This window comes from Streptomyces sp. NPDC030296, assembly GCF_055572815.1.
The window spans coordinates 67,330-89,765 of the sequence record NZ_JBVICQ010000017.1; the positions used below are offsets into that span (position 1 = coordinate 67,330).

Here is a 22,436-nt window from a genome sequence, read left to right on the forward strand (position 1 = left end):
GTCTCAGTCTTCCGACGCCCTCCGGTTGAAGCCACGGCCCCCGTTCTTCCACGCCGCACGTCTTGCTTCTCGGCGCACAGTCAAATCCCCTTCGCTCCCGGTTCCTTGGCCTGCCAGGGTCATGTCGGCGGGAGCCCCGGCGGCAACCCCCAGTAGGGTCGACGACGTGAGTAGCGAAGAGATCACGTTGGCCGCGGCCGACGCGCAGGCGGTGCTGGCCCCGGCCAACGGCGGACGTGTGGCGGGGCTACGGATCGACGGGCTCGAACTCCTGCGCCAGGGCGACCGGTTCGGCTGCTTCCCGATGGTCCCCTGGTGCGGCCGGGTCCGCGACGGCCGCTTCCTCAGCGGCGGCGCCGTCCAGCAGATGCCCCTCAACGCCCCGCCCCACGCCATCCACGGCACCACGCGCGACAGCCCCTGGCGGGTCGCGAGCCGCACCGACACCGAGGCCGTCCTCACGTACGACCTCGTCGACCCGTGGCCGTACCCCGGCCGTGTCACCCAGGTGTTCACGCTCACCCCGGACGCCCTCACCCTCACCATGTCCGTGGAGACGTACGAGTCGTCCTTCCCGGCGCAGATCGGCTGGCACCCCTGGTTCAACCGCACCCTGGGCGACGGCGGCGAGGACGTACGGCTCGACTTCGCCCCCGCCTGGCAGGAGGAGCGCGGCGCCGACCACCTCCCCACCGGCAACCGGATCGACCCGAGGCCCGGCCCCTGGGACGACTGCTTCGGCATGCCCGACGGCGTCGACGTCACCCTCACCTGGCCCGGCCTGCTGGAACTGAAGGTGGCCTCGCGGGAGGAGTGGGTCGTCGTCTACGACGAGCAGGCGGAGGCCGTGTGCGTCGAACCGCAGACCGGCCCGCCCAACGGCCTCAACACCCACCCCCGGCTGGTCACGCCCATCGACCCGCTGGAGGCGACCACGACCTGGAGCTGGCGCAGGCTGTGAGGGCGGGCGGAACGGCCCCCTTAAGCTGGCTGCCATGACTGACGTGGACGTTCGCGGCTCGCTGCTGCAGCAGATCAAGGACAAGGCCGTGGTGCACGGCAAGGTGACCCTGTCGTCGGGTCTGGAGGCGGACTACTACGTCGACCTGCGCCGCGTCACCCTCGACGGCGAGGCCGCCCCGCTGGTCGGGCAGGTGCTGCTCGACCTGACCGCCGACCTCGATTTCGACGCGGTCGGCGGTCTCACCATGGGCGCCGACCCGGTGGCCGCCGCGATGCTGCACGCCGCCGCCGCGCGGGGCCGCCGCCTCGACGCGTTCGTGGTCCGCAAGGCCGCCAAGGCGCACGGGCTGCAGCGCCGGGTCGAGGGGCCGGACATCGCGGGCCGCCGCGTCCTCGTCGTCGAGGACACCTCCACCACCGGCGGCTCCCCGCTGACCGCCGTCGAGGCCGTCCGGGAGGCCGGGGCCGAGGTCGTCGCCGTCGCCACCATCGTCGACCGCGCGACCGGCGCCGCCGAGAAGATCGAGCAGGGCGCCGGGGTCCCGTACCGGTTCGCGTTCTCGAAGGACGAGCTGGGTCTCGACTGACCCGGTCCGTCGTGTCCGTCGTATAAACACCAAGGTCAGGGGTTACCGCACAGTTTCGGACACCCTGGCCGGAGCATCCGGTCACGTCTGGAAAGATGGGGCCGACGATGATGTCGCAACCCTAGGTCAGGGCTCGTAAGCACAACGCCACCCGCACATACAAGGAGCGGACCATGCCCATCGCAACCCCCGAGGTCTACAACGAGATGCTCGACCGGGCGAAGGCAGGAAAGTTCGCCTACCCGGCCATCAACGTGACCTCGTCCCAGACCTTGCACGCCGCGCTGCGCGGCTTCGCGGAGGCGGAGAGCGACGGCATCATCCAGATCTCGACCGGCGGTGCCGAGTTCCTGGGCGGCCAGCACAACAAGGACATGGTCACCGGCGCCGTCGCCCTGGCCGAGTTCGCCCACATCGTCGCCAAGAAGTACGACATCACGGTCGCGCTGCACACGGACCACTGCCCGAAGGACAAGCTCGACGGCTACGTACGTCCGCTGCTCGCGGTGTCGGAGGAGCGCGTGGCCCGCGGCGAGAACCCCCTCTTCCAGTCCCACATGTGGGACGGCTCCGCGGAGACCCTCGCCGACAACCTGGAGATCGCCCAGGAGCTGCTCGCCCGCGCCGCCGCCGCGAAGATCATCCTCGAGGTCGAGATCACCCCGACCGGCGGTGAGGAGGACGGCGTCTCCCACGAGATCAACGACTCCCTCTACACGACGGTCGACGACGCGATCCGCACCGCCGAGGCCCTCGGCCTGGGCGAGAAGGGCCGCTACCTGCTGGCCGCGTCCTTCGGCAACGTGCACGGCGTGTACAAGCCGGGCAACGTCGTGCTGCGCCCGGACCTCCTGAAGGAGCTGAACGAGGGCGTCGCCGCCCGCTTCGGCAAGGAGTCCCCGTTCGACTTCGTCTTCCACGGCGGTTCCGGCTCCACGGAGGACGAGATCCGCACGGCCCTGGAGAACGGCGTCGTCAAGATGAACATCGACACCGACACCCAGTACGCCTTCACGCGTCCGGTCGCCGCGCACATGTTCCAGAACTACGACGGCGTCCTGAAGGTGGACGGCGAGGTCGGCAACAAGAAGACCTACGACCCGCGCACCTGGGGCAAGCTCGCGGAGGCCGGCATGGCCGCCCGTGTCGTCGAGGCCTGCAACAACCTCCGCTCCGCGGGCACGAAGATCAAGTAACCCGTCGTCCGACGGTCGCACCACGACTGCCCGCAGCCCACAAGGCTGCGGGCAGCCGCCGTTTCCGGCCGCGTTTTCGCCCGCTTTCCGGCGCCCGCTTTCCGGCCCGCGTGCCCGGCCTGCTTTCCGGCCCGCGTGCCCGGCCGGGTGTCCGGCCGCGTGCCCGGCTGGGTGCCCGGCCTGCCTCGGCCGCGGGGGTCGCTACTTCCTGCCGTGCGTCCCGCCTCGGCCGCATGCTGTCGTCACTCCCCGCTCGCCCGCTCGCCCGCTCGCCCGCTCGCCCGCTCGCCCGCTCGCCCGCTCGCCCGCTCGCCCGCTCGCCCGCTCGCCCGCTCGCCCGTCGCCCGCCCGTCTCGGCCGTGGGCCGCGTGCCGCCGCCCCCTGGCCCGAACAGCCCCCGCGCGGGATGATCCCTGCATGGCCGACGTACGGCTCGCCTCCGCTCAGGGCAAGTGGATCCTGCTCACCACGGTCCTCGGGTCGAGCATGGCCATGGTGGACTCGACGGTCGTCAACGTCGCCCTTCCCCGGATGGGGCGCGACCTGGACGCGGACCTCGCCGCCCTCCAGTGGACCGTCAACGCGTACATGCTCACCCTCGCCGGTCTGATCCTGCTCGGCGGTGCCCTCGGCGACCGGTTCGGCCGCCGCAGGATCTTCGTGCTGGGGGTGGTGTGGTTCGCCTCCGCGTCCCTCCTGTGCGGCGTCGCCCCCGACGCGGCCGTACTGATCGCCGCCCGAGCCCTCCAGGGCGTCGGCGGCGCCCTCCTCACCCCCGGTTCCCTCGCCCTCATCCAGGCCTCCTTCCACCCCGACGACCGGGCGCGGGCGGTGGGCCTGTGGTCCGGCTTCGGCGGCATCGGCGCGGCCGTCGGCCCCTTCCTCGGCGGCTGGCTCGTGGACGGCCCCGGCTGGCGCTGGGTCTTCCTCCTGAACGTCCCCCTCGCCCTGCTCTGCGTCCCGATCGCCCTGCGCCACGTACCGGAGTCCGGCGACGGCCGCACCCACGGCCGGGGCTTCGACGTCCTCGGCGCGGCCCTCGGCGCCCTGTCCCTGGCCTTCGTCACCTACGCGCTGATCGAGGCGACGACGGGCTCGGTCCCGGTGGCCGTCGCGGCCGTGGCCGGTGTCGCGACGGGCGTGGCCTTCGTCCGGGTCGAACGCCGCCGCGCCGACCCGATGATGCCGCCGGAGATCTTCGCGTCCCGCCAGTTCACGGCGGTCAACATCGTCACCCTGTTCGTGTACGCGGCGTTCAGCGGCTTCTTCTTCCTCGCCGCGCTCCAGCTCCAGGTGGTCTCCGGGTACTCGGCGCTCGCCGCCGGCACGGCCCTGCTCCCCATCACCGTCCTGATGCTGCTGCTCTCCTCCCGGGCGGGCGCCCTCGGTGAACGCGTCGGCCCGCGCATCCCCCTCACCGTCGGCCCCGTGCTGTGCGCGGCGGGCGTCCTGCTGATGCTGCGGGTGGGCCCCGACGCCTCGTACGCGAAGGACGTGCTGCCCGCGCTCCTCGTCATGGGCCTGGGCATGGTCACCCTCGTGGCGCCGCTGACGGCCACGGTGCTCGCCTCCGTCTCCACCGAGCACGCGGGGCTCGCCAGCGGCATCAACAACGCCGCCGCCCGCGCCGCCGGCCTCATCGCCGTGGCCGCGCTCCCGCTGATCGCCGGGATGGGCCCGGAGGCGTACCGGGACCCGGCCCAGTTCGACGACGCGTTCACCACGGCCATGCCGGTCTGCGCGGCCCTGCTCCTGGCCGCGGCGGCCCTGGCCTTCACCACGGTCCGCCGACCGCCCGCCGACTGCCACCACCCCGAATGCCGCACCCACGCCTCGGTGACGGCACCCCCACTGGAGGGCGAACCGGGCAGGCCGGGCCACGCCGGGGGGTGAGAGCCGCGTGCGGGTCCCGTGAGCCGGTCCCGTGCGCTGGTTCCGTATGCCGTCCGATCTCACGATGGCCGGCGGCCGGCTGGCCCTCGCCCCACCCGGCGCTCCCGCCTCCCCCGATGGGCCAGACTGGAACCCATGACGATTCACGAGAACCTCCTCGGGGGCCCGCCCCCGACGCACCTCCCCGACGACCCGGCGCCCCGCGAGCTCCTCGCGAACGGCACGGCCCCGGCCGACGTCGCCGCGCAGTACCCGACCTCCTCCCTCGCCTGGGCCCAGCTCGCCGACGACGCGTTCGAGCGGGGCAGCGTCGTCGAGTCGTACGCCTACGCCCGTACGGGCTACCACCGCGGCCTGGACGCCCTGCGCCGCAACGGCTGGAAGGGCCACGGCCCGGTCCCGTGGGAGCACGAGCCGAACCGCGGCTTCCTGCGCGCCCTGCACGCCCTCGCCCGCGCCGCCGGGACGATCGGCGAGCAGGAGGAGTACGAGCGCTGCACCCAGTTCCTGAAGGACTCGTCCGAGACGGCGGCCGAGACCCTGGGCTGACCCCTACGGCCGAGGCCCCTGGGGTGCGTTTGCGCAGGTCCGCCTGGTGTGACCAGGCGGACCTTGCGATGTCGGGGGCGCATCCCCGACTATGCGGGTGGGGACCGGGGCCCCCGTGTCGGTAACGGCAGGGGCGGACCGCTACCCGGAGCACACAACAGGAGACAGCGATGTCCCAGCAGGCTCAGCCCGTCGAGGCTTCGGAGCCCGAGACCCCGCATCTCGACTTCCAGGGAACCACCCCGTACGAGGACTACGTCCAGGCGGACGTCCTCACCCACCTCCAGCACCCCCTCTCCGACGACCCCGGAGAGATGGTCTTCCTGGTGACGACCCAGGTCATGGAGCTGTGGTTCACCGTCATCGTGCACGAGTGGGAGACCGCCACCGCCGCGCTGCGGAGCGACGACGTCCCGACCGCGAAGGACGCGCTGAAGCGTTCCGTGCGCGAGCTGGAGGCCCTGAACGCCTCCTGGAAGCCCCTCGGCCAGCTCACCCCGGCCCAGTTCAACTCCTACCGCGCCGCCCTCGGCGAGGGCTCCGGCTTCCAGTCGGCGATGTACCGCCGCATGGAGTTCCTGCTCGGCGAGAAGTCCGCGTCCATGCTCGTACCGCACCGCGGGGCGCCCCGCGTCCACGCCGAGCTGGAGAAGGCGCTGCACGAGCCGAGCCTCTACGACGAGGTCCTGCGGCTCCTGGCCCGCCGCGGCCACGCGATCCCCGAGTCCGTCGTACGGCGTGACGTCTCCCAGCGCTACGAGCCGTCCCCCGAGGTCGAGGAGGTGTGGACCGCGCTGTACTCCGGCGACCCGGACCACGAACTCGCGCGCCTCGGCGAGGCGCTCACCGACGTGGCCGAGCTGGTCTGGCGCTGGCGCAACGACCACCTCGTCGCCACGCGGCGCGCCATGGGCGCCAAGGCCGGCACGGGCGGCTCCGCCGGTGTCGCCTGGCTGGAGAAGCGGGCCCGGAAGAACGTCTTCCCCGAGCTGTGGACGGCGCGCTCCCATGTCTGACCTCACCGAGACGAAGACGGGGCACGCCGGTGGTGCCGAATACGCCGGTGGTGCCGAGCACCTGTCCTCCGAACTGGCCCTGGAGGCCGCGAAGCTCGACGAGGCAGACGAGCTGGCCGGCCTCCGTGACCGTTTCGTCCTCGACGACGCCGTGTACCTCGACGGCAACTCCCTCGGCGCGCTGCCGGCCGCCGTCCCCGGCCGGGTCGACGACGTCGTACGCCGTCAGTGGGGCTCCCTGCGCATCCGCTCCTGGGACGAGAGCGGCTGGTGGACCGCGCCCGAGCGGATCGGCGACCGCATCGCCCCGCTGGTGGGCGCGGCGCCCGGCCAGATCGTGGTGGGCGACTCCACAAGTGTCAACATTTTCAAGGCAGTTGTGGCGGCAGTCCGGATGGCCGACGAGGACGCCCGGGAGGGCGGGGGCGGGGTGGGACACGGCCGCGACGGTGACGGAGCCGGTGACGGCGTCGGAGCCGGTGACGGTATCGGAGCCGGGGGGCGGCCGGTCCGGGACGAGATCCTGGTCGACGCGACCACCTTCCCCACGGACGGCTACATAGCCGAGTCGGCCGCCCGGATGACCGGACGCACACTGCGCCCGGTGACCCCGGCGGAGGTACCGGACGCCCTCGGTCCCCGTACGGCCGCGGTGCTCCTCAACCACGTCGACTACCGCACAGGCCGCCTCCACGACCTGCCGTCCCTGACGGCGGCGATCCACGAGGCGGGCGCGTACGCCCTCTGGGACCTGTGCCACAGCGCGGGCGCCCTGCCGGTCGGTCTCGACGAGCACGGCGTCGACCTCGCGGTCGGCTGCACGTACAAGTACCTGAACGGCGGCCCCGGTTCACCGGCGTACCTCTACGTACGCCGCGACCTCCAGCCCCGCTTCGACTCACCCCTCCCGGGCTGGAACTCCCACACGGACCCCTTCGGCATGCGCCCGTCCTTCGAACCGGCGGGCGGCGCCCTGCGCGGCCGCGTCGGCACGCCGGACATCCTGTCGATGCTGGCGCTGGAGGCGGCGCTGGACGTGTGGGACGGAGGAGGGGCCGGGGCCGGCAACGGTTCTGGTGTCGGGGCTGGGACCGGCAACGGTTCTGATGTCGGGGCTGGGACCGGCAACGGTTCTGATGTCGGGGCTGGGACCGGCAACGGTTCTGGTGTCGGGGCGGAGGCCGGGGTGACGGTCGAGGCCGTTCGGGCCAAGTCCCTCGCGCTGACGGACTTTTTCCTGCGCTGCGTGGCGGCGTACGTCCCCGAGGGGCGCGTCGAGTGCCTCACCCCGGTCGCCCACGCCGAGCGCGGCAGCCAGGTCGCGCTCCGCTGCGACGACGCCGGCGACGTCATGAAGCGCCTCATCCAGCAGGGCGTCGTGGGCGACTTCCGCCACCCCGACGTCCTCCGCTTCGGCTTCACCCCCCTCTACGTGGGCTTCGCCGACGTGGAACGGGCGGCACGGGTCCTGGCTCAGACGCTGAGGTCCGCGGGCTGAGGTACGGGTCGGCTCGCCCCCGGTGGCGCGCGGCGCTCCTGCCCGCGCCACCGGGGCGCCGTTCGCGCCGGGGCACGGCACCTACGCCCCACTCCGCACCACCCCGCCCCACCCACCGGCGTGCGCCTCCCGTCCCGCGCGCCGCTCGGCACGCCCCCCGTCGCCGCACCCCCAAAACCCCCAGAACCGTCAACCCTGACCCGGCGTCATATCCGCGTGTCGACGCACGTCACCGGCCTGGTACCGTCCCCGCCAACGGCCGGCGTCCCCACCTCCGAGCCCGCCCACCCCCAAACCCATCCAAATCCGTTTCACCCTTGAGAGGTTGGAGCATGCCGGACGACGACGCCGCTGCCCGCGATGCCGCCGAAGAGGCATCCGCCTTCTCGCACCCCCCGGTCGACCCGGACGCCACCTCCGCCTACGGCGACCACCCCGACCAGGTGATCGACTTCTACGCCCCCCGTGCCACCCCCGGCGCCACCCCGGCCGCCTCGGCGGCCCCGTTGGTCGTGGTCCTGCACGGCGGTGCCTGGCGCGCCCCGTACGACCGCCGGCACATCACCCCATTCGCTGCCTTCCTGGCCCGCCGGGGCTTCGCCGTCGCCAACGTCGAGTACCGCAGGGGGAGCGCCCTGCCCGCGCAGAGCGGCCCCGGCGGCAGTGCGGGCCCGGTGGCGGGACGTTGGCCGGAGACGTTCGACGACGTGGCCGCCGCCCTCGACGCCCTGCCCGACCTCGTGCGGGACGCCGTGCCCGAGGCGGACCCCAGCCGCATGGTGCTCACCGGCCACTCCGCGGGCGGGCACCTGGCGCTGTGGGCCGCCGCCCGTCATGTCCTCCCGCCGGACGCGCCATGGCGTACGGCCGGCCCGGTCCCGCTGCGCGGCGTCGTCGCACTGGCGCCCATCGCCGACTTCGCCGTGGCCGAGAAGCTGGACGTCTGCGGCGGCGCGACCACACAACTCCTGGGCGGACAGGACAAGTTCAGCGAACGCCGTCCCTACGCCGACCCGGCTCTCCTCCTCCCGACGGGCATCGCCACGACCCTCGTCCAGGGCCGCACCGACATCGTCGTGCCGCAGCCCGTCGCCGACGCGTACGCGGACGCCGCGGCCAAGGCCGGCGAGGTCGTCGGCCTCACCCTCCTGGAGGACGTCGGCCATTTCCCCCTGATCGACCCGGCGGCGGACGCGTGCGCGGTGGTGGCGGAGGAGATCGCCCAGCTGGCCTGGTGAAACGGGGCACCGCCGAGCGGCAGCCTGCCCTCGGCGGCCCTCGATTCCCGCTGATACCCGTAGTACGAGCGAACTGTCCTTGGCTCCTGCTGATACCCGTCGTACGAGCGGCTTGTCCTTGGCTCCTGCTGATACCCGTCGTACGAGCGGTCTGTCCTTGGCGCCCGCTGATACCCGTAATACCTGAGAGCTACCTCGCAGGTGAGCTCTGTGGCGGGACGCCGACCACGGCCTCCGATTCATAGTTTCCTTCCCAGAACGCCCGGCAGCCGGGCGAGCGAAGGGGAGGGGCAGGGACATGGGGGCCGTGACATGGCCGAAGACAGCCACATCGCCACGGCGACCCGATCGGCGGAGCCGTACGGGGGGTCACCTCTGGCCCGCCCGTCTCCGCCGCACCCTTCTTGCCCTGCTCGTCGCCACCGCCGTCGTCGGCCCCGTCTCCGCCGCGGCCCGCCCCCGGATCCCGGCCCCGCCGCCGGCCACCCTCGCGCCCCTCACCCCGACGTCGCTGGAGGCGGTGTACGCGGCCAACCGCGCGAACGCGGCGGAGGCGGCCCGCATGGCCGAGGCCCACGGCAACCGCGACCGGGCCGCGAAGGACCGCTCGATGGCGCAGCCCTCGCGGCAGTTCCTGACGTTCGACGGGCGGGGCCCCGGCCAGGCCGTGGAGGTCACGGGCGACCTGCTGAAGGCCGACCACATAGCGGTACTGATCCCCGGCTCGGACACCAGCATCGACACCTACGACCGCTTCCGCGAGGCGGCGCTCGCCCTGCACGCCCGCACCGGCCCGGCCTCGGCGGTCATCACCTGGCTCGGCTACGAGACACCGGACACCATCAGTTCGACGGTGCTCACCGACACCCGGGCCGAGGAAGCGGCCCCGCGTCTCAGCTCGTTCATGCGCGAGCTACGAGGACTGGTCGGTGATACGGCCGACGTTTCCCTGCTCTGCCATTCCTACGGCTCGGTCGTGTGCGGCAGAGCCGCGGCGGACCTGGACGACGTGAACGACCTGGTCCTGATCGGCAGCCCGGGTACGGGCGCGGACAGCGCCGCCGCGCTGCACACGTCGGCCCGCGTATGGGCCGCCCGGGGTGCGGAGGACTGGATCGAGATGGTCCCGCACACCCGGGTCGACGTCTTCGGCACGACCGTCGGCTTGGGCACCGACCCGACGTCCCCAGCCTTCGGCGCCCATGTCTTCGCCGCGGGCGACGCCACCCACAGCGGCTACTTCGCCCCCGGCTCCCTCGCCCTCGACAACCTCGCGCACATAACCCTCGGCACCCCTCAGGAGGTGACCCATGCGTGAAACGGCCACGCCAGTGGGTGCGCGACGCGTAAGAAACCGCCTCCGTCGAGCCGCCCACCACCTGCACACCGCGACCCCGCCCACCCGGGACCGCGCGGTGGACGCCCTACGAGCCCTCGCCATCCTCGGGATAATCCTCGGCCACTGGCTGGTCACCGCCCTCGTCCCGGCCGGGGACGGCACCCTCCGCACCACCAGCCCCCTGCAGCACATGCCGTGGCTGGCCCCCGTCTCCTGGGTCTTCCAGACCCTCGCCGTCTTCTTCCTGGTGGGCGGCCACGTGGCGACGAGAAGCTACACCTCGGCACGGGCCCGCGCCATGACGTACCCCCAGTGGCTGCACGCCCGATTGAGCCGTCTGTTCACACCGGTCGCGGCGGTCCTGACCCTCTGGACCGTGGTGACGCTCGGTCTCCTGGCCACCGGCACGGACCTCGACACCATCCACACCCTCTTCAAACTGGCCCTGTCCCCGATGTGGTTCCTGCTGGTCTTCGCGGCCCTGACGGCGGCGACCCCGCTGGTGCTCCGCCTCAACCCGGTATGGCCCCTCGCCGTGGTCCTCCACGTGGACCTGGCCCGCTTCGGCCTGGGCGCCCCGCAATCGCTGGGCTGGATCAACCTGGCCGCCGGGTGGCTGGTCCCCTACACGGTGGGCGCGGCCTGGACGAGAGGCGAGCTGGACCGCCGCCGCGCGGGCTGGACACTCCTGCTGTCCGGTACGGCGGCGACGGCGGCCCTGATCACCTGGGCCGGTTACCCGGCGTCGATGGTCGGCGTGCCCGGCGCCCAGATCTCCAACCTGAACCCCCCGACCCTGGCGGCCGTCACCTTCGGCCTGGCCCAGTGCGGTCTGGCCCTGCTGCTCCGCGGCCCGCTCCGCCGGACCCTGGGACGACGCCCGTTGGCCTGGGCGGCGGTGGCCCTGGTCAACCTGTCGGCGATGACGGTGTTCCTCTGGCACCAGACCGCCCTGATGGCCACCATCGCCACGGCCCTGACGGCAGGCCACCTCCCCGGCCTCCACACGCTCCCCGACAACCCGGCCTGGACAGCGGCTCGTCTGGCCTGGCTCCCGGTGTTCGCCCTGGCCCTGCTGCTCTGCTGGGCCGCCTTCCACATCCATGAGACCAGGACCCCGCGAGCGGCCCGCCGCACCCGGCGGGACCCGCGGACAGCCCTGACCGCCGTATCGAAGGCCGCCCCGCACCGCACGTCGCCGCCGCACCGGAGCACTTCACATCCCCGCCTCCCGGAGAAGCCGCGAGCCGAAGGGGTGCGGCATGCCTAGGCTGTCCCGGATGAGTGCCGTGGAGAAGCGACTGACCACAGGGCTGCGGGTGTTGCGCGCGGACCTGCTGAACGGCGATTCCCATCCGCTGCCGCCGTCCGTCTGGCTGCGCTGGCTCCCGCACGGCGTGATCGTCCTGATCGCGTTCGTCGATCTGCTCGCCAACCTCGACCAGATAGGCGACGGTTACGAACTGGGCCCCGAGTACGCCCTGTTGGGCGCCGGTGTGCAGGCCGCGGCGGTGGTGCTGGCCCTGTGGTGGCCGGTCCCGGCGTGGTGGGCGTCGACGGCGGTCACCGTCGTCGTGGCCCTGGGCGCACGGGCACAGCTGCTCACGCAGCGGCCGGAGTTCGGGTTCCCGTTGCCCGCTCCCGCGACCGTCGCCGACGTCCCCTGGCCATGGAGTCCGCCCGGCCTCATCGCACACGCCGTGATCCTCTTCCTGCTCGCGCTGCGGCTGCCCACCCGGGTGGCCGTCGAGGTGCTGGCGCTGACCACGCTGCTCACCTTCGTCGTCGAGGGACTCATCGGCGCCTCCCACTACTCGTCGACGAGCCCTCTCGCCCTCGCCCTGTTCCTCGGCGTCGTCCTGCTCGGCAGCACCATGCGGGGCCGCCGCGAAGCCCGTACCCAACTCGTCGAACAGGCCGGGATCACCGCGGAGGAGCGCGCCCGCCGCACCCTCCTGGAAGAACGCAGCCGTATCGCCCGCGAGTTGCACGACGTCGTCGCCCACCACATGTCGGTGATCTCCATCCAGGCGCAGGTCGCCCCCCACCTGGTGGAGAACCCGTCCGAGGAGCTGAAGGAGAACCTCCACGGCATCCGCCAGAACGCCCTGGAGGCCCTCACCGAACTCCGCCGCGTCCTCGGGGTCCTGCGCTCGGAACACCCGCCGGGTCCCGACGACCCGCACGGCATAGCGGCCGCCGCCGAAGGCGCCGCCCCGCACACCCCGCAGCCGACGCTCGCCCGTCTCGACGCCCTCGTGGAGAACACCCGCGCGGCCGGTCTGGCGGTCACCGTGGAGACCGAGGGCGAGGCGCGTCCCCTGCCGCCCGGCGTGGAACTGTCGGCGTACCGGATAGTCCAGGAAGCGCTCAGCAACGCCCTGCGGCACGCACCCGGCTCCACCGTCCGGGTGGAACTCACCCACTTCCCGCGCGGCCTGCAGGTCCGGGTGATCAACTCCCGGCCCCAGCGGCCCGCCCCGCCGTCCCCCGGCGCCGGCCACGGCCTGCTGGGCATGCGCGAGCGTGCCGCCATGCTCGGTGGCACCCTCATGGCGGCCGAGACCTCCCATGGCGGCTTCGCGGTGGTCGCCTTCCTCCCGAAGGACGGCGGCCCCGGCAACGACACCACCGCCCCAGACCCCCACCCCGACCACCGACCGCCCGCGCCCCGTGGCCCCTCGGCCCGCGCGGACACGACAGGAGAACGCACTCCATGACGAGCAGCACCATCCGCGTACTGATCGCCGACGACCAGCAGATGGTCCGGCAGGGCTTCTCGGTGCTGCTCAACACCCAGCCCGACATCGACGTCGTCGGCCAGGCGGTGCACGGCCTCGACGCCATCGACAAGGTCGCCGACCTCGCCCCGCAGGTCGTCCTGATGGACATCCGCATGCCCGAGCTCGGCGGTATCGAGGCCACCCGCCGCATCACCACCGAGAACCCGCACATCAAGGTCCTGGTGCTCACGACCTTCGACCTCGACGAGTACGTCTACGAGGCCCTGCGCGCGGGAGCGTCCGGGTTCCTCCTCAAGGACGCCTCCGCGGACCAGCTCGCCGAAGCGGTCCGGGTCGTGGCCGCGGGCGACGCCCTGCTCGCGCCCGGCATCACCCGCAGACTCATCGCCGAGTTCTCCCGCCTCGGCACGCCACCCCGGGCTCCGCTGAAGGACCGCGTCGGCGACCTGACCGAGCGGGAGACGGAAGTGCTGTCCCTGATCGCCCAGGGCCTGTCCAACGCGGAGATCGCCCAGCGCCTCGTCGTCGCCGAACAGACCGTGAAGACCCACGTGGGCCGCATCCTGGTGAAACTGGGCCTGCGCGACCGCACCCAGGCCGCGGTCTTCGCCTACGAGTGTGGCCTGGTCCGGCCCACGGGCTACTGACCGCGTCGGCGGACCGGTGCCGGACCGGTGCCGGGCCGATACGCGCACCCCGTAGTACCTGAGACGGACCGGGACAGACCCTCCTCACTGGTGACGACGGCGACCCCGCCCCCCGCCTACCGTTTTCCACGTGACCGAGACGACTCACACCCAGCCCACGCCACCGCGACGGGGTGCCAAGGAACGCAGCCCGGAGTTCAGACTCGCCGTCAACGCTCTGAACGGTCTGTGGCAGGACATGTTCCACGACGCCTTCGCCTACCGACCCCTGCCCCGCATGCGACTGAACGGCCCGTTCGTCCGGCAGCTGCCCCTGCGGCTGCGCGAGCGCGCCGTCTGGGCCCCGCACGCGACGGTGATCTTCGGCGCCCTGATAGCGATGTACGCCTCGCTGGAGGGCAACGGAGGCAGTGATCTCACCCAGATGATCACGGCCGTCCTCTCCCTGACGGCGGTCCTGCTGACGCTCGCCAGGCCCGTCGGCGCCTTCTGGGCCTCCATGGGCGCCACCGTGATCGGCACCGTGATCGGCAGCGACTTCAACGACTGGCCGTGGATCCCCGGCGCCTTCGTGACCCACGTCATCGTCCTCACGGTCGTCGCCCTGCGCACCAGGCCCCGGATCGCCGCGTGGATGTGGGGCGTCACCGCGCTCTACAGCCTGCTCGCCGAGACGTTCTTCTCCTCCCGCTACATGAACTACGGCTACTACAGCGCCAACACCGGGCCGATGCTGACCGTCGCGGCCTTCGTCCTCCTGTCCGTGTCCGTGTGGCAGATACGGCGCACGGCCCAGCGGGAGGTGACCGCCCAGCAGACGGTGACCGAGCACGAGCGTTCCAAGCGGACCCTCCTGGAGGAGCGCACGACGATCGCCCGCGAGCTGCACGACGTGGTCGCCCACCACATGTCGGTGGTCGCCATCCAGGCCGAGGCCGCGCCCTACCGCGTGGAGAACCCGCCGCCCGAGCTGGAGCAGGCGTTCGCCACCATCCGGGAGAACGCGGTGGCCGCGCTCACCGAACTGCGCCGCGTCCTCGGTGTCGTCCGCGCCGAGGACTACGAGGCCCCGGACGCCCCGCAGCCCACCCTCGCCGACCTCGACGGCCTGCTCGCCAATGTGCGGGAGGCCGGCCTGACCGTCGAGAAGGCCGTCACCGGAGCGGTGCGGGAACTCCCGCAGGGAGTGGAGCTGTCGGCGTACCGAATAGTCCAGGAGGCCCTCAGCAACACCCTGCGGCACGCGCCCGGAGCGACGGCCCGCGTGGAGATCGGCTACGTCCTGGGCGGGCTGGGCCTGCGCATCGTCAACGGCCCATCCCCGGAGGTGACCCTGGTGAAGTCCACGCACGGCGCCGGCCACGGCATCACCGGCATGCGTGAGCGCGTCACGATGCTGAACGGCGAGATGACCACGGGCGAGACGGACGACGGAGGCTACGAGGTGACGGTGTTCCTGCCGGTGGCCAGTGCGAGCGAGGACGACGCATGACGATCCGTGTACTGATCGCCGACGACCAGATGATGGTCCGCGAGGGCTTCTCGGTACTGCTCGGCGCGATGCCGGACATCGAGGTGGTCGGCGAGGCGGTCAACGGCCGGGACGCCGTCGACCGTGTCCGGGAGCTGTCCCCGGACGTCGTCCTCATGGACATCCGCATGCCGGAGATGAACGGCATCGAGGCCACACGGGAGATCGTGGCGGCCGACGGCGGCGCCAAGGTGCTGGTGCTGACCACGTTCGACCTCGACGAGTACGTGTACCAGGCGCTGCGCGCGGGCGCCTCCGGCTTCCTGCTCAAGGACGCCTCGGCCCGCCAGCTCGCCGAAGGGGTCCGGGTGGTGGCCGCCGGGGAGGCGCTGCTCGCTCCGTCGGTCACCAAGCGTCTGATCACCGAGTTCTCCAAGCTGGCCGAGACACCCCGCCCCTCGGCGGCCGCCCAGCTGGCCTACGGGGAGCTGACCGACCGCGAGACGGAGGTGCTCGTCCTGATCGCCCAGGGGCTCTCCAACTCCGAGATAGCCGAGCGCCTGGTCGTGGCGGAGTCGACCATCAAGACCCATGTCAGCCGGGTCCTGGTGAAGTTGGGCCTCCGTGACCGTACCCAGGCGGCGGTCTTCGCCTACGAGGCCAGGCTGGTCACCCCCGGCTGAGCCGGCCCGAAGATCCCCTCGTGGTACGTTCGGCACCGCCGTGCTTCGCCGCGAACCGAGGAGGTGAGACCGATCAACGCTGTGACAGGTCGGGGCTCCCTCCCTCGCATGGCCTAGGGAGCGCCCGCAGAAGGCATCCCGAAAGGCTTGAACCGCTCATGCGTTTCAACTCCGAGACGTCGTCCGACGGCGTCCGCGAACACCTCTTCACCCTCGACGAGATCCCCGGCGTGCTGTGGACGCCGGACGGTGCCGTCGGTCCGCGTCCGCTGATCGTGATGGGCCACGGCGGCGGACAGCACAAGAAGGCGCCCGGTGTCGTGGCGCGTGCGCTGCGTTTCGTCACCGAGTGCGGGTTCGCCGTCGTCGCGGTGGATGTGCCGGGACACGGTGACCGGCCCAAGGACGAGAACTACGACCGGATAGTGGCGGAGAACCAGGCCCGGGCGGCTGCCGGGGAGGAGCTGGCTCCGCTGATCGCCGGGTTCCAGGCGCTCGTGGCGCGCCGGACCGTCCCGGAGTGGCGGGCGGTCCTGGACGCCGTGCAGGAGCTTCCGTTCGTCGGCACCGGGCCGGTGGGCTACTGGGGGGTGTCCCTGGGATGCGGGCTCGGTGTTCCGTTCGTCGCCGCCGAGCCCCGGGTCCGGGCGGCGGTACTGGGCCTGGGCGGGGCCCTGGCCTCGGCGGAGGCCGCCCGGCGGATCACGGTCCCGGTGGAGTTCCTGGTGCAGTGGGACGACGAGCGGGTGCCCAGGGAACAGGGGCTCGCCCTGTTCGACGCCCTGGGGTCGGCCGAGAAGACCCTGCACGCCAACCCGGGCGGGCACGGGGAGATCCCGCGCTTCGAACTGGACAGCACCATACGGTTCTTCGCCCGCCACCTGAGCTGATCCGATGAGCTGATCCGACCGCCGCCGTGCGGCGCGGGAGCCTCACCTCGGGCGAACACACCGCACGGCCGGCACGGGGAGGGACCGGGCCCTCCAGGAGGGTTTGTCGAGGTCATGCGGCAGGTCGGCTCTGTTCAGGGAGGTGGGTCGCGGGTTAGCGTCCGTTCATGGCACCTGCTTCCCCTCTCGCTTTCGACCCGTGGGACCCCGACTTCCTCGCGGACCCGTACCCGGCGTACGCCGAGCTGCGGGCGCTGGGCCGGGTGCGGTACTTCGAGCCCACGAACCAGTGGCTCGTCGCCCACCACGCGGACGTCTCGGCGCTGCTGCGGGACCGGCGCCTGGGCCGGACGTACCAGCACAGGTTCACCCACGAGGACTTCGGCCGCACCGCGCCGCCGCCGGAGCACGAGCCGTTCCACACGCTGAACGACCACGGGATGCTGGACCTGGAGCCGCCGGACCACACCCGGATCAGACGGTTGGTGTCGAAGGCGTTCACACCGCGCACGGTGGAGCGGCTGAAGCCGTATGTGGAGGGGCTGGCGGGCGACCTGGTGGCCCGGCTGGTCGAGGCCGGCGGCGGTGATCTGCTGACGGACGTCGCGGAGCCGCTCCCGGTGGCGGTGATCGCCGAGATGCTCGGTGTCCCGGAGTCGGACCGGGCGCCGCTGCGGCCCTGGTCGGCGGACATCTGCGGGATGTACGAGCTGAGCCCGTCGGAGGCGACGGCGAAGAAGGCGGTGCGGGCGTCGGTGGAGTTCTCGGAGTACCTCCGGGAGCTGATCGCGCACCGTCGGGAGAAGCCGGGCGAGGATCTGATCTCGGGTCTGATCGCGGCGTACGACGAGGGCGACCGGCTCACCGAGCAGGAGATGATCTCGACCTGTGTGCTGCTGCTGAACGCGGGCCACGAAGCGACGGTGAACGCCACTGTGAACGGCTGGTGGGCGCTGTTCCGCAACCCCGACCAGCTGGCGGCCCTGCGCGCGGACCACTCGCTGGTGCCGACGGCCGTGGAGGAGCTGATGCGGTACGACACCCCGCTCCAGCTCTTCGAGCGCTGGGTGCTGGACGACATCGAGATCGACGGCACGACCGTCCCGCGGGGCGCGGAGATCGCCATGCTGTTCGGCTCCGCGAACCACGACCCGGCCGTCTTCGCCTCCCCGGAGAAGCTGGACCTCACCCGTCAGGAGAACCCGCACATCTCGTTCAGCGCCGGTATCCACTACTGCATCGGCGCGCCCCTCGCCCGGATCGAGCTGGCGGCGTCGATGACGGCCCTGCTGCAGAAGGCCCCCACCCTGACCCTCGCGACGGAGCCGAAGCGCAAGCCGAACTTCGTGATCCGGGGGCTGGAGGGACTCCAGGTGGAGGTGGCGTAGAGCGCGCCGCTCCCCGGCAGTGCGCGGCTGTTACGTCCGCCGACCGAGGGGCATCGGAGGGGCATCCGTTGGCTTGTTGTCATCGGTTGGCTTGATCACTACGGTTGGCCTGTTCGTCCGACCGCCCGCGTCGGCCGTCGCCCTTCGGCGTACGCCGCTCGTCGCGTGAGCCGCGTACGACGATCGTCGTCCGAGGTGCGTACGGCGTTCGTCGTGTGAGCCGGTTCGCCGGTCGCACATGGGCCGTACTTCGGCCGCGCGCAGGGGGCCACCGTGCGCCGGTCGACGCCGTCGCGCTCGCAGGGCACCCGGGGCTCATAGGGCTTGTACACGCCGGCAGGGGTCGGATCGTCACTCGCTAGGGAGATGCATGCGCAAGCACGCGCTTTTCGCCGGGCTCGTCGCCGCCACCGTGCTGGGCGGCGTCACCGGCCCGTCCGCGTCCGCGGACGAGATAGTCGGCGACATCCAGATCACGAAGGTCGCCTTCAGCAGCGGCAAGGACATCGTGATCGACACCGCCGACAGGACGGTCACCGTCTCGGTGACCGCCACCGACCCCTCGGGGATCTGGGACGCCGATTTCCATCTGTGGCGCGGGGCCGACCCCGACGACCCCGACGGCTACATCACGCCCAACGAGGACACCACGCCCGCGGACTGCGTCGTCTCGGCCTCCAGCGCCACCACCTCCACCTGCTCGAAGACGTTCACCTTCGAACCGGACTGGTGGGTCACCAACGCCGACGCCGGCACCTGGAAGGTCTGGGTCACGGTCTCGGCCAACGACGGCAGCTGGACGGTACGGGACGCGTACACCACGACCCGGCTGCAGCGGCACGCCAAGCTGTCCGCGAACGCGAGCCCGGAGCCGGTCACCAAGGGCAAGACCCTCAACGTCACCGGCACGCTGACCCGCGCCAACTGGGACACGCTCGACTACCGCGGCTACACCAACCAGCCCGTCAAGCTGCAGTTCCGCAAGGCCGGCACGACCACGTACAGCACCGTCAAGACTGTGTACACCTCCGGCACGGGTGCTCTGGCGACCACGGTCACCGCGTCCACGGACGGTTACTGGCGCTGGTACTTCGCCGGTTCCTCCACCACTCCCGCCGTGAAGGCGACCGGCGACTACGTCGACGTGCTGTAGCCGACCACCGTCTCCGACCTGTCTCCGCCCTCGTCCACACAGCTCCTCGCGAACGTTCGTGGTCTGCTCAAGACCGTCGACGTCGTCGGTTCAGCAGCAGCCCGATCAGCAGGCCGAGGAGGGCGGGCGTGGCTCCGGCCGCGGCCACCAGGGGGAGTTCGGTGACGAGGACGGTGTAGTCGGTGCCCTCGCCCTCGAAACCGCCGCCCATGTGGCGCCGGGTCCGGGACGAGGACGCCCACGCGAGTGAGGCTGCGGTCGCCCCCACCGCCGACAGCGCCCACCCCGCGCACCCCGCGCACGCCAGCGCGCTCTGCCGATCGGACCGCCTCCCCCGCCCGCCCGCTTCGTCCAGCCCGTCCACCCCGTCCCGCGCCTCCGGCCCCTCCATGAGGACAGGGACGCGGCCCTCTCCTCCACGGTTCTCGCGGCCTGCTCCTCCGACCCGACCGCCCCGGCCCTCGCCGCACCGCCGACGGCCCTGGTGCTCGCCGCCCGCCGCCCGGTGTCCGGCGTCAGCTCATGACGACGTCCCGGCGTCGCAGGCCCGCCAGGCCCGCCGTCACCAGGGCGACCGCGAGCCCGATCAGGGTCAGTACCGGGCCCCCATCCATGTCTCCGCCCGGCAGCTTCGGCAGGTGGCCGAAGGGGGAGAGGTCGAGGACGGCCTGGGGGGCGTCGAGCGCCGGGCCGATCCAGCCGATCAGGAGGACGGCGCCGGCGACGCCCCACGCCGCCATGGCCGCCCGGGGGGCGAGGCCGTGCACGAGGACGGCGACACCGCCGATGACCCACACCCCGGCGACCTGGACGAGGCAGGCGCCCAGGATGGGGCCGAACTCCTTGCCGTAGCCGAGGGCGAAGCCCAGGCCGGCGAGCAGCAAGATCCACACGGAGCCGGCGAAGGCGACGGTCAGGTGGCCGGCGGCCCACCGCAGCCGGCCCACGGCGTTGGCGAGGAGGGGCTCGGCCCGGCCCGAGGTCTCCTCGCTGTGCAGCCGCAGGACGGCACCGACGATGTAGAGCGCGGCGATCAGCCCGAGCATGCCGATCATCGACGCGAGGAACGCGTCCGTGAGCCCGGACCGGCCGCCCATGCGTTCGAAGATCTGGCGGGCGCCCTCGTTGTCGGCGACCAGGTCGGCCGCGCCCTCGGTCAGCCCGCCGTAGACCAGCCCGGCGAGGAAGAACCCGATGCTCCAGCCGAGCACGCTGCCCCGCTGCAAGCGCCAGGCCAGCGCGCCCGCCGTCGCCAGGCGGCCCGTCGCCGGTCCCGGCCGGGTCGACAGGAAGCTCATGCCGACGTCCCGGCGCCCGGCGAGCGCGTAGGCCACCACGCCCTGGACCAGGGCGGCCCCGACGAACAGCAACAGCACCCACCAGCGCTCATGCGCGAACGAACGCTCGTTTTCGAGCCACCCCAGCGGTGACGACCACGTCAAAAAAGACGAACCTTCGTTCGCGGACGCGTCGCCCGCCGCCCGCAGCGCGAACGCCGCCCCCAGCATCCCCGCCGTCAGCCCTCGCGCCAGCCGCGCGCTCTCCGTCAGCTGAGCGACCACCGCGGCCATCGTCGCGAACACCATCCCGACGCCCGCGATCCCCAGCCCGAAGGCGAGCGCGCCCGCCGCGCCCTGCCCGGCGAGCCCGGCCGCGACCAGCAGCGCCAGCGCGCCGTTCGCGAGCGCCGCCATGAGCAGCGCCGCCGTCAACGGCGCCCGGCGCCCCACCGTCCCCGACACGACCACCTCCAGACGGCCGCTCTCCTCCTCGTCGCGGGTGTGGCGGATGACGACGAGGAGGCTCATCACGGCGGCGAGGGCACCGGCGTAGACGCCGACGCGCCATGCGGTCAGGGCGCCGAGGGAGTCATCGAACACCGGCCCGACCAGGGCGCGCAGCGACGAGTTGGTGGTCATCTGGCGCATCAGGTCGGCGCGTTCGGCGGCGGTACCGTACAGGCTGCGCAGGCTGTTCGGCATGGAGAGGACCATCAGTCCCGTCACCGCGACCCAGACCGGCACCATCACCCGGTCCCGCCGTAGGGCGAACCGCAACAGGATGCCCGTACCGGCCAGTTGGCGTCCCGCACCGGACCGCACGGCGAACGCGGACGTGGACGTGGACGAGGACGAGGACGACCCCGATGGCGAGGGCGCGGACGCGGAGGCGTTGTCGACGGCGGTCATCGCGCGGCCGTCCTCTCCGGTGAGCGGGCGGCGGCGTCGCCCCGGACGTCCTGGTAGTGCCGCAGGAACAGTTCCTCCAGCGTGGGCGGGGTCGAGGTGAGGGACCGTACGCCCGACTCGGTCAGGGAGCGCAGGACGGCGTCGAGTTCGCTGGTGTCGACCTGGAGGCGGACCCGGTTGCCCTGGACGTCGAGATCGTGGACGCCGGGGAGGCGGGACAGGTCGCCCGGCGGGGAGGCGAGTTCGGCGGCGACGGCCGTACGGGTCAGATGGCGCAGGTCGGCCAGGGAGCCGCTCTCGACGGTGACGCCCTTGCGGATGATGCTCACCCGGTCGCACAACTCCTCGACCTCGCTGAGGATGTGGGACGACAGCAGGACGGTGCGGCCCCGGCCGCGTTCCTCGCGGACGCAGTGCTGGAAGACCTCCTCCATCAGCGGGTCGAGGCCGGAGGTCGGTTCGTCGAGGATGAGCAGGTCGACGTCGGAGGCGAACGCGGCGACGAGGGCGACCTTCTGGCGGTTGCCCTTCGAGTAGGTGCGGCCCTTCTTCGTCGGGTCCAGCTCGAAGCGTTCGATCAGGTCGGCCCGGCGGCCGGCGTCGAGGCCTCCGCGCAGACGGCCGTAGAGGTCGATCACCTCGCCGCCGGACAGGTTCCGCCAGAGGGTGACGTCGCCGGGTACGTACGCGATGCGGCGGTGCACCTCCACCGCGTCCTTCCACGGGTCGCGGCCGAGGATCCGGGTGGCCCCGGCGTCGGCGCGGAGCAGGCCGAGGAGGACGCGGATGGCGGTGGACTTGCCGGCGCCGTTGGGACCGAGGAAGCCGTGGACCTCGCCGGACGCGACGGTCAGGTCGAGTCCGGCGAGCGCGTGGGTCCGTCCGAAGGACTTGTGGAGTCCGGAGACCTCGATGGCTGGGTTGGCCTTCGTCATGCTTCAGAACGTACGCTTACTTCAGAAATTTGTGAAGTTAAGGAAGCGTATGAATCG

General features: G+C 72.2%; 20 protein-coding genes. 17 read left to right on the forward strand and 3 right to left on the reverse strand.

What is annotated here, in order from left to right:
- Window positions 1-166 precede the first annotated feature (166 nt).
- From ACZ4Z3_RS36200 to ACZ4Z3_RS36280, 17 genes are all read left to right on the forward strand, one after another.
- Window positions 167-961 (forward strand): aldose epimerase family protein, encoded by a 795-nt coding sequence (locus tag ACZ4Z3_RS36200; RefSeq protein ID WP_468505029.1) that lies wholly within the window; start codon window positions 167-169, stop codon window positions 959-961.
- A 34-nt stretch (window positions 962-995) separates the two neighbouring features.
- A complete protein-coding gene (pyrE, locus tag ACZ4Z3_RS36205) occupies window positions 996-1,550 on the forward strand; it encodes an orotate phosphoribosyltransferase (RefSeq protein ID WP_055523665.1) in 555 nt (184 codons plus the stop codon).
- A 173-nt stretch (window positions 1,551-1,723) separates the two neighbouring features.
- Window positions 1,724-2,746 (forward strand): class II fructose-bisphosphate aldolase, encoded by a 1,023-nt coding sequence (gene fbaA, locus ACZ4Z3_RS36210; RefSeq protein WP_468505030.1) that lies wholly within the window; start codon window positions 1,724-1,726, stop codon window positions 2,744-2,746.
- A 417-nt stretch (window positions 2,747-3,163) separates the two neighbouring features.
- Window positions 3,164-4,639 carry an MFS transporter gene (locus ACZ4Z3_RS36215; RefSeq protein WP_468505031.1) on the forward strand — a complete coding sequence of 492 codons (1,476 nt, stop codon included), beginning with the start codon at window positions 3,164-3,166 and terminating at the stop codon, window positions 4,637-4,639.
- 135 nt (window positions 4,640-4,774) lie between these two features.
- On the forward strand, window positions 4,775-5,188 hold the full coding sequence (locus tag ACZ4Z3_RS36220) for a DUF3151 domain-containing protein (protein WP_107466701.1): 414 nt from the start codon (window positions 4,775-4,777) through the stop codon (window positions 5,186-5,188).
- Window positions 5,189-5,358: 170 nt separating this feature from the next.
- Complete coding sequence (locus tag ACZ4Z3_RS36225; RefSeq protein ID WP_468505032.1) at window positions 5,359-6,204, forward strand: tryptophan 2,3-dioxygenase family protein; 846 nt, start codon at window positions 5,359-5,361, stop codon at window positions 6,202-6,204.
- Window positions 6,197-7,702: a kynureninase gene (locus tag ACZ4Z3_RS36230; protein WP_468505033.1), complete on the forward strand. Its 1,506-nt coding sequence runs from the start codon at window positions 6,197-6,199 to the stop codon at window positions 7,700-7,702. Before ACZ4Z3_RS36225 ends, ACZ4Z3_RS36230 begins: the two co-directional genes overlap by 8 nt.
- A gap of 332 nt (window positions 7,703-8,034) precedes the next feature.
- The gene (locus tag ACZ4Z3_RS36235; RefSeq protein WP_468505034.1) at window positions 8,035-8,940 is read left to right on the forward strand and encodes an alpha/beta hydrolase; all 906 of its coding nucleotides are present in this window, start codon (window positions 8,035-8,037) and stop codon (window positions 8,938-8,940) included.
- 298 nt (window positions 8,941-9,238) lie between these two features.
- A complete protein-coding gene (locus ACZ4Z3_RS36240; RefSeq protein ID WP_468505035.1) occupies window positions 9,239-10,258 on the forward strand; it encodes an alpha/beta hydrolase in 1,020 nt (339 codons plus the stop codon).
- Window positions 10,251-11,549 (forward strand): acyltransferase family protein, encoded by a 1,299-nt coding sequence (locus tag ACZ4Z3_RS36245; RefSeq protein ID WP_468505036.1) that lies wholly within the window; start codon window positions 10,251-10,253, stop codon window positions 11,547-11,549. Before ACZ4Z3_RS36240 ends, ACZ4Z3_RS36245 begins: the two co-directional genes overlap by 8 nt.
- Window positions 11,550-11,559: 10 nt before the next feature.
- The gene (locus ACZ4Z3_RS36250; protein WP_468505037.1) at window positions 11,560-12,999 is read left to right on the forward strand and encodes a sensor histidine kinase; all 1,440 of its coding nucleotides are present in this window, start codon (window positions 11,560-11,562) and stop codon (window positions 12,997-12,999) included.
- Window positions 12,996-13,670, forward strand: coding sequence for a response regulator (locus tag ACZ4Z3_RS36255; RefSeq protein ID WP_055520906.1), 675 nt, complete (start codon window positions 12,996-12,998; stop codon window positions 13,668-13,670). The genes ACZ4Z3_RS36250 and ACZ4Z3_RS36255 overlap by 4 nt, the downstream gene beginning before the upstream one ends.
- A gap of 130 nt (window positions 13,671-13,800) precedes the next feature.
- Entirely contained in the window at window positions 13,801-15,162 is a 1,362-nt protein-coding gene (locus ACZ4Z3_RS36260; RefSeq protein ID WP_468505038.1) for a sensor histidine kinase, read from the forward strand.
- Window positions 15,159-15,824: a response regulator gene (locus ACZ4Z3_RS36265; protein ID WP_055712682.1), complete on the forward strand. Its 666-nt coding sequence runs from the start codon at window positions 15,159-15,161 to the stop codon at window positions 15,822-15,824. Before ACZ4Z3_RS36260 ends, ACZ4Z3_RS36265 begins: the two co-directional genes overlap by 4 nt.
- Window positions 15,825-15,982: 158 nt before the next feature.
- The gene (locus tag ACZ4Z3_RS36270) at window positions 15,983-16,714 is read left to right on the forward strand and encodes a dienelactone hydrolase family protein (RefSeq protein ID WP_468505039.1); all 732 of its coding nucleotides are present in this window, start codon (window positions 15,983-15,985) and stop codon (window positions 16,712-16,714) included.
- Window positions 16,715-16,881: 167 nt separating this feature from the next.
- On the forward strand, window positions 16,882-18,102 hold the full coding sequence (locus tag ACZ4Z3_RS36275; RefSeq protein WP_468505040.1) for a cytochrome P450: 1,221 nt from the start codon (window positions 16,882-16,884) through the stop codon (window positions 18,100-18,102).
- Between the two features lie 370 nt (window positions 18,103-18,472).
- Entirely contained in the window at window positions 18,473-19,255 is a 783-nt protein-coding gene (locus ACZ4Z3_RS36280; protein ID WP_468505041.1) for a calcium-binding protein, read from the forward strand.
- 67 nt (window positions 19,256-19,322) lie between these two features.
- On the opposite strand, the gene ACZ4Z3_RS36285 is transcribed toward ACZ4Z3_RS36280, so the two are convergent.
- From ACZ4Z3_RS36285 to ACZ4Z3_RS36295, 3 genes are all read right to left on the reverse strand, one after another.
- Window positions 19,323-19,646: a hypothetical protein gene (locus ACZ4Z3_RS36285; protein WP_468505042.1), complete on the reverse strand. Its 324-nt coding sequence runs from the start codon at window positions 19,644-19,646 to the stop codon at window positions 19,323-19,325.
- A 124-nt stretch (window positions 19,647-19,770) separates the two neighbouring features.
- A complete protein-coding gene (locus tag ACZ4Z3_RS36290) occupies window positions 19,771-21,444 on the reverse strand; it encodes an ABC transporter permease (protein WP_468505043.1) in 1,674 nt (557 codons plus the stop codon).
- Window positions 21,441-22,379, reverse strand: coding sequence for an ABC transporter ATP-binding protein (locus ACZ4Z3_RS36295; protein ID WP_468505044.1), 939 nt, complete (start codon window positions 22,377-22,379; stop codon window positions 21,441-21,443). Before ACZ4Z3_RS36295 ends, ACZ4Z3_RS36290 begins: the two co-directional genes overlap by 4 nt.
- Window positions 22,380-22,436: the final 57 nt, after the last annotated feature.

What these genes read in the sequence shown, in the direction of transcription:
- ACZ4Z3_RS36280 (WP_468505041.1), top strand. Translation starts at nt 18,473, where the DNA reads ATGCGCAAGCACGCGCTTTTCGCCGGGCTCGTCGCCGCCACCGTGCTG.
- ACZ4Z3_RS36250 (WP_468505037.1), top strand. Translation starts at nt 11,560, where the DNA reads ATGAGTGCCGTGGAGAAGCGACTGACCACAGGGCTGCGGGTGTTGCGC.
- ACZ4Z3_RS36220 (WP_107466701.1), top strand. Translation starts at nt 4,775, where the DNA reads ATGACGATTCACGAGAACCTCCTCGGGGGCCCGCCCCCGACGCACCTC.
- ACZ4Z3_RS36215 (WP_468505031.1), top strand. Translation starts at nt 3,164, where the DNA reads ATGGCCGACGTACGGCTCGCCTCCGCTCAGGGCAAGTGGATCCTGCTC.
- ACZ4Z3_RS36245 (WP_468505036.1), top strand. Translation starts at nt 10,251, where the DNA reads ATGCGTGAAACGGCCACGCCAGTGGGTGCGCGACGCGTAAGAAACCGC.
- ACZ4Z3_RS36275 (WP_468505040.1), top strand. Translation starts at nt 16,882, where the DNA reads ATGGCACCTGCTTCCCCTCTCGCTTTCGACCCGTGGGACCCCGACTTC.
- ACZ4Z3_RS36290 (WP_468505043.1), bottom strand. Translation starts at nt 21,444, where the DNA reads ATGACCGCCGTCGACAACGCCTCCGCGTCCGCGCCCTCGCCATCGGGG.
- ACZ4Z3_RS36240 (WP_468505035.1), top strand. Translation starts at nt 9,239, where the DNA reads ATGGGGGCCGTGACATGGCCGAAGACAGCCACATCGCCACGGCGACCC.
- fbaA (WP_468505030.1), top strand. Translation starts at nt 1,724, where the DNA reads ATGCCCATCGCAACCCCCGAGGTCTACAACGAGATGCTCGACCGGGCG.
- ACZ4Z3_RS36295 (WP_468505044.1), bottom strand. Translation starts at nt 22,379, where the DNA reads ATGACGAAGGCCAACCCAGCCATCGAGGTCTCCGGACTCCACAAGTCC.
- ACZ4Z3_RS36270 (WP_468505039.1), top strand. Translation starts at nt 15,983, where the DNA reads ATGCGTTTCAACTCCGAGACGTCGTCCGACGGCGTCCGCGAACACCTC.
- pyrE (WP_055523665.1), top strand. Translation starts at nt 996, where the DNA reads ATGACTGACGTGGACGTTCGCGGCTCGCTGCTGCAGCAGATCAAGGAC.
- ACZ4Z3_RS36265 (WP_055712682.1), top strand. Translation starts at nt 15,159, where the DNA reads ATGACGATCCGTGTACTGATCGCCGACGACCAGATGATGGTCCGCGAG.
- ACZ4Z3_RS36230 (WP_468505033.1), top strand. Translation starts at nt 6,197, where the DNA reads ATGTCTGACCTCACCGAGACGAAGACGGGGCACGCCGGTGGTGCCGAA.
- ACZ4Z3_RS36255 (WP_055520906.1), top strand. Translation starts at nt 12,996, where the DNA reads ATGACGAGCAGCACCATCCGCGTACTGATCGCCGACGACCAGCAGATG.
- ACZ4Z3_RS36225 (WP_468505032.1), top strand. Translation starts at nt 5,359, where the DNA reads ATGTCCCAGCAGGCTCAGCCCGTCGAGGCTTCGGAGCCCGAGACCCCG.
- ACZ4Z3_RS36285 (WP_468505042.1), bottom strand. Translation starts at nt 19,646, where the DNA reads ATGGAGGGGCCGGAGGCGCGGGACGGGGTGGACGGGCTGGACGAAGCG.
- ACZ4Z3_RS36235 (WP_468505034.1), top strand. Translation starts at nt 8,035, where the DNA reads ATGCCGGACGACGACGCCGCTGCCCGCGATGCCGCCGAAGAGGCATCC.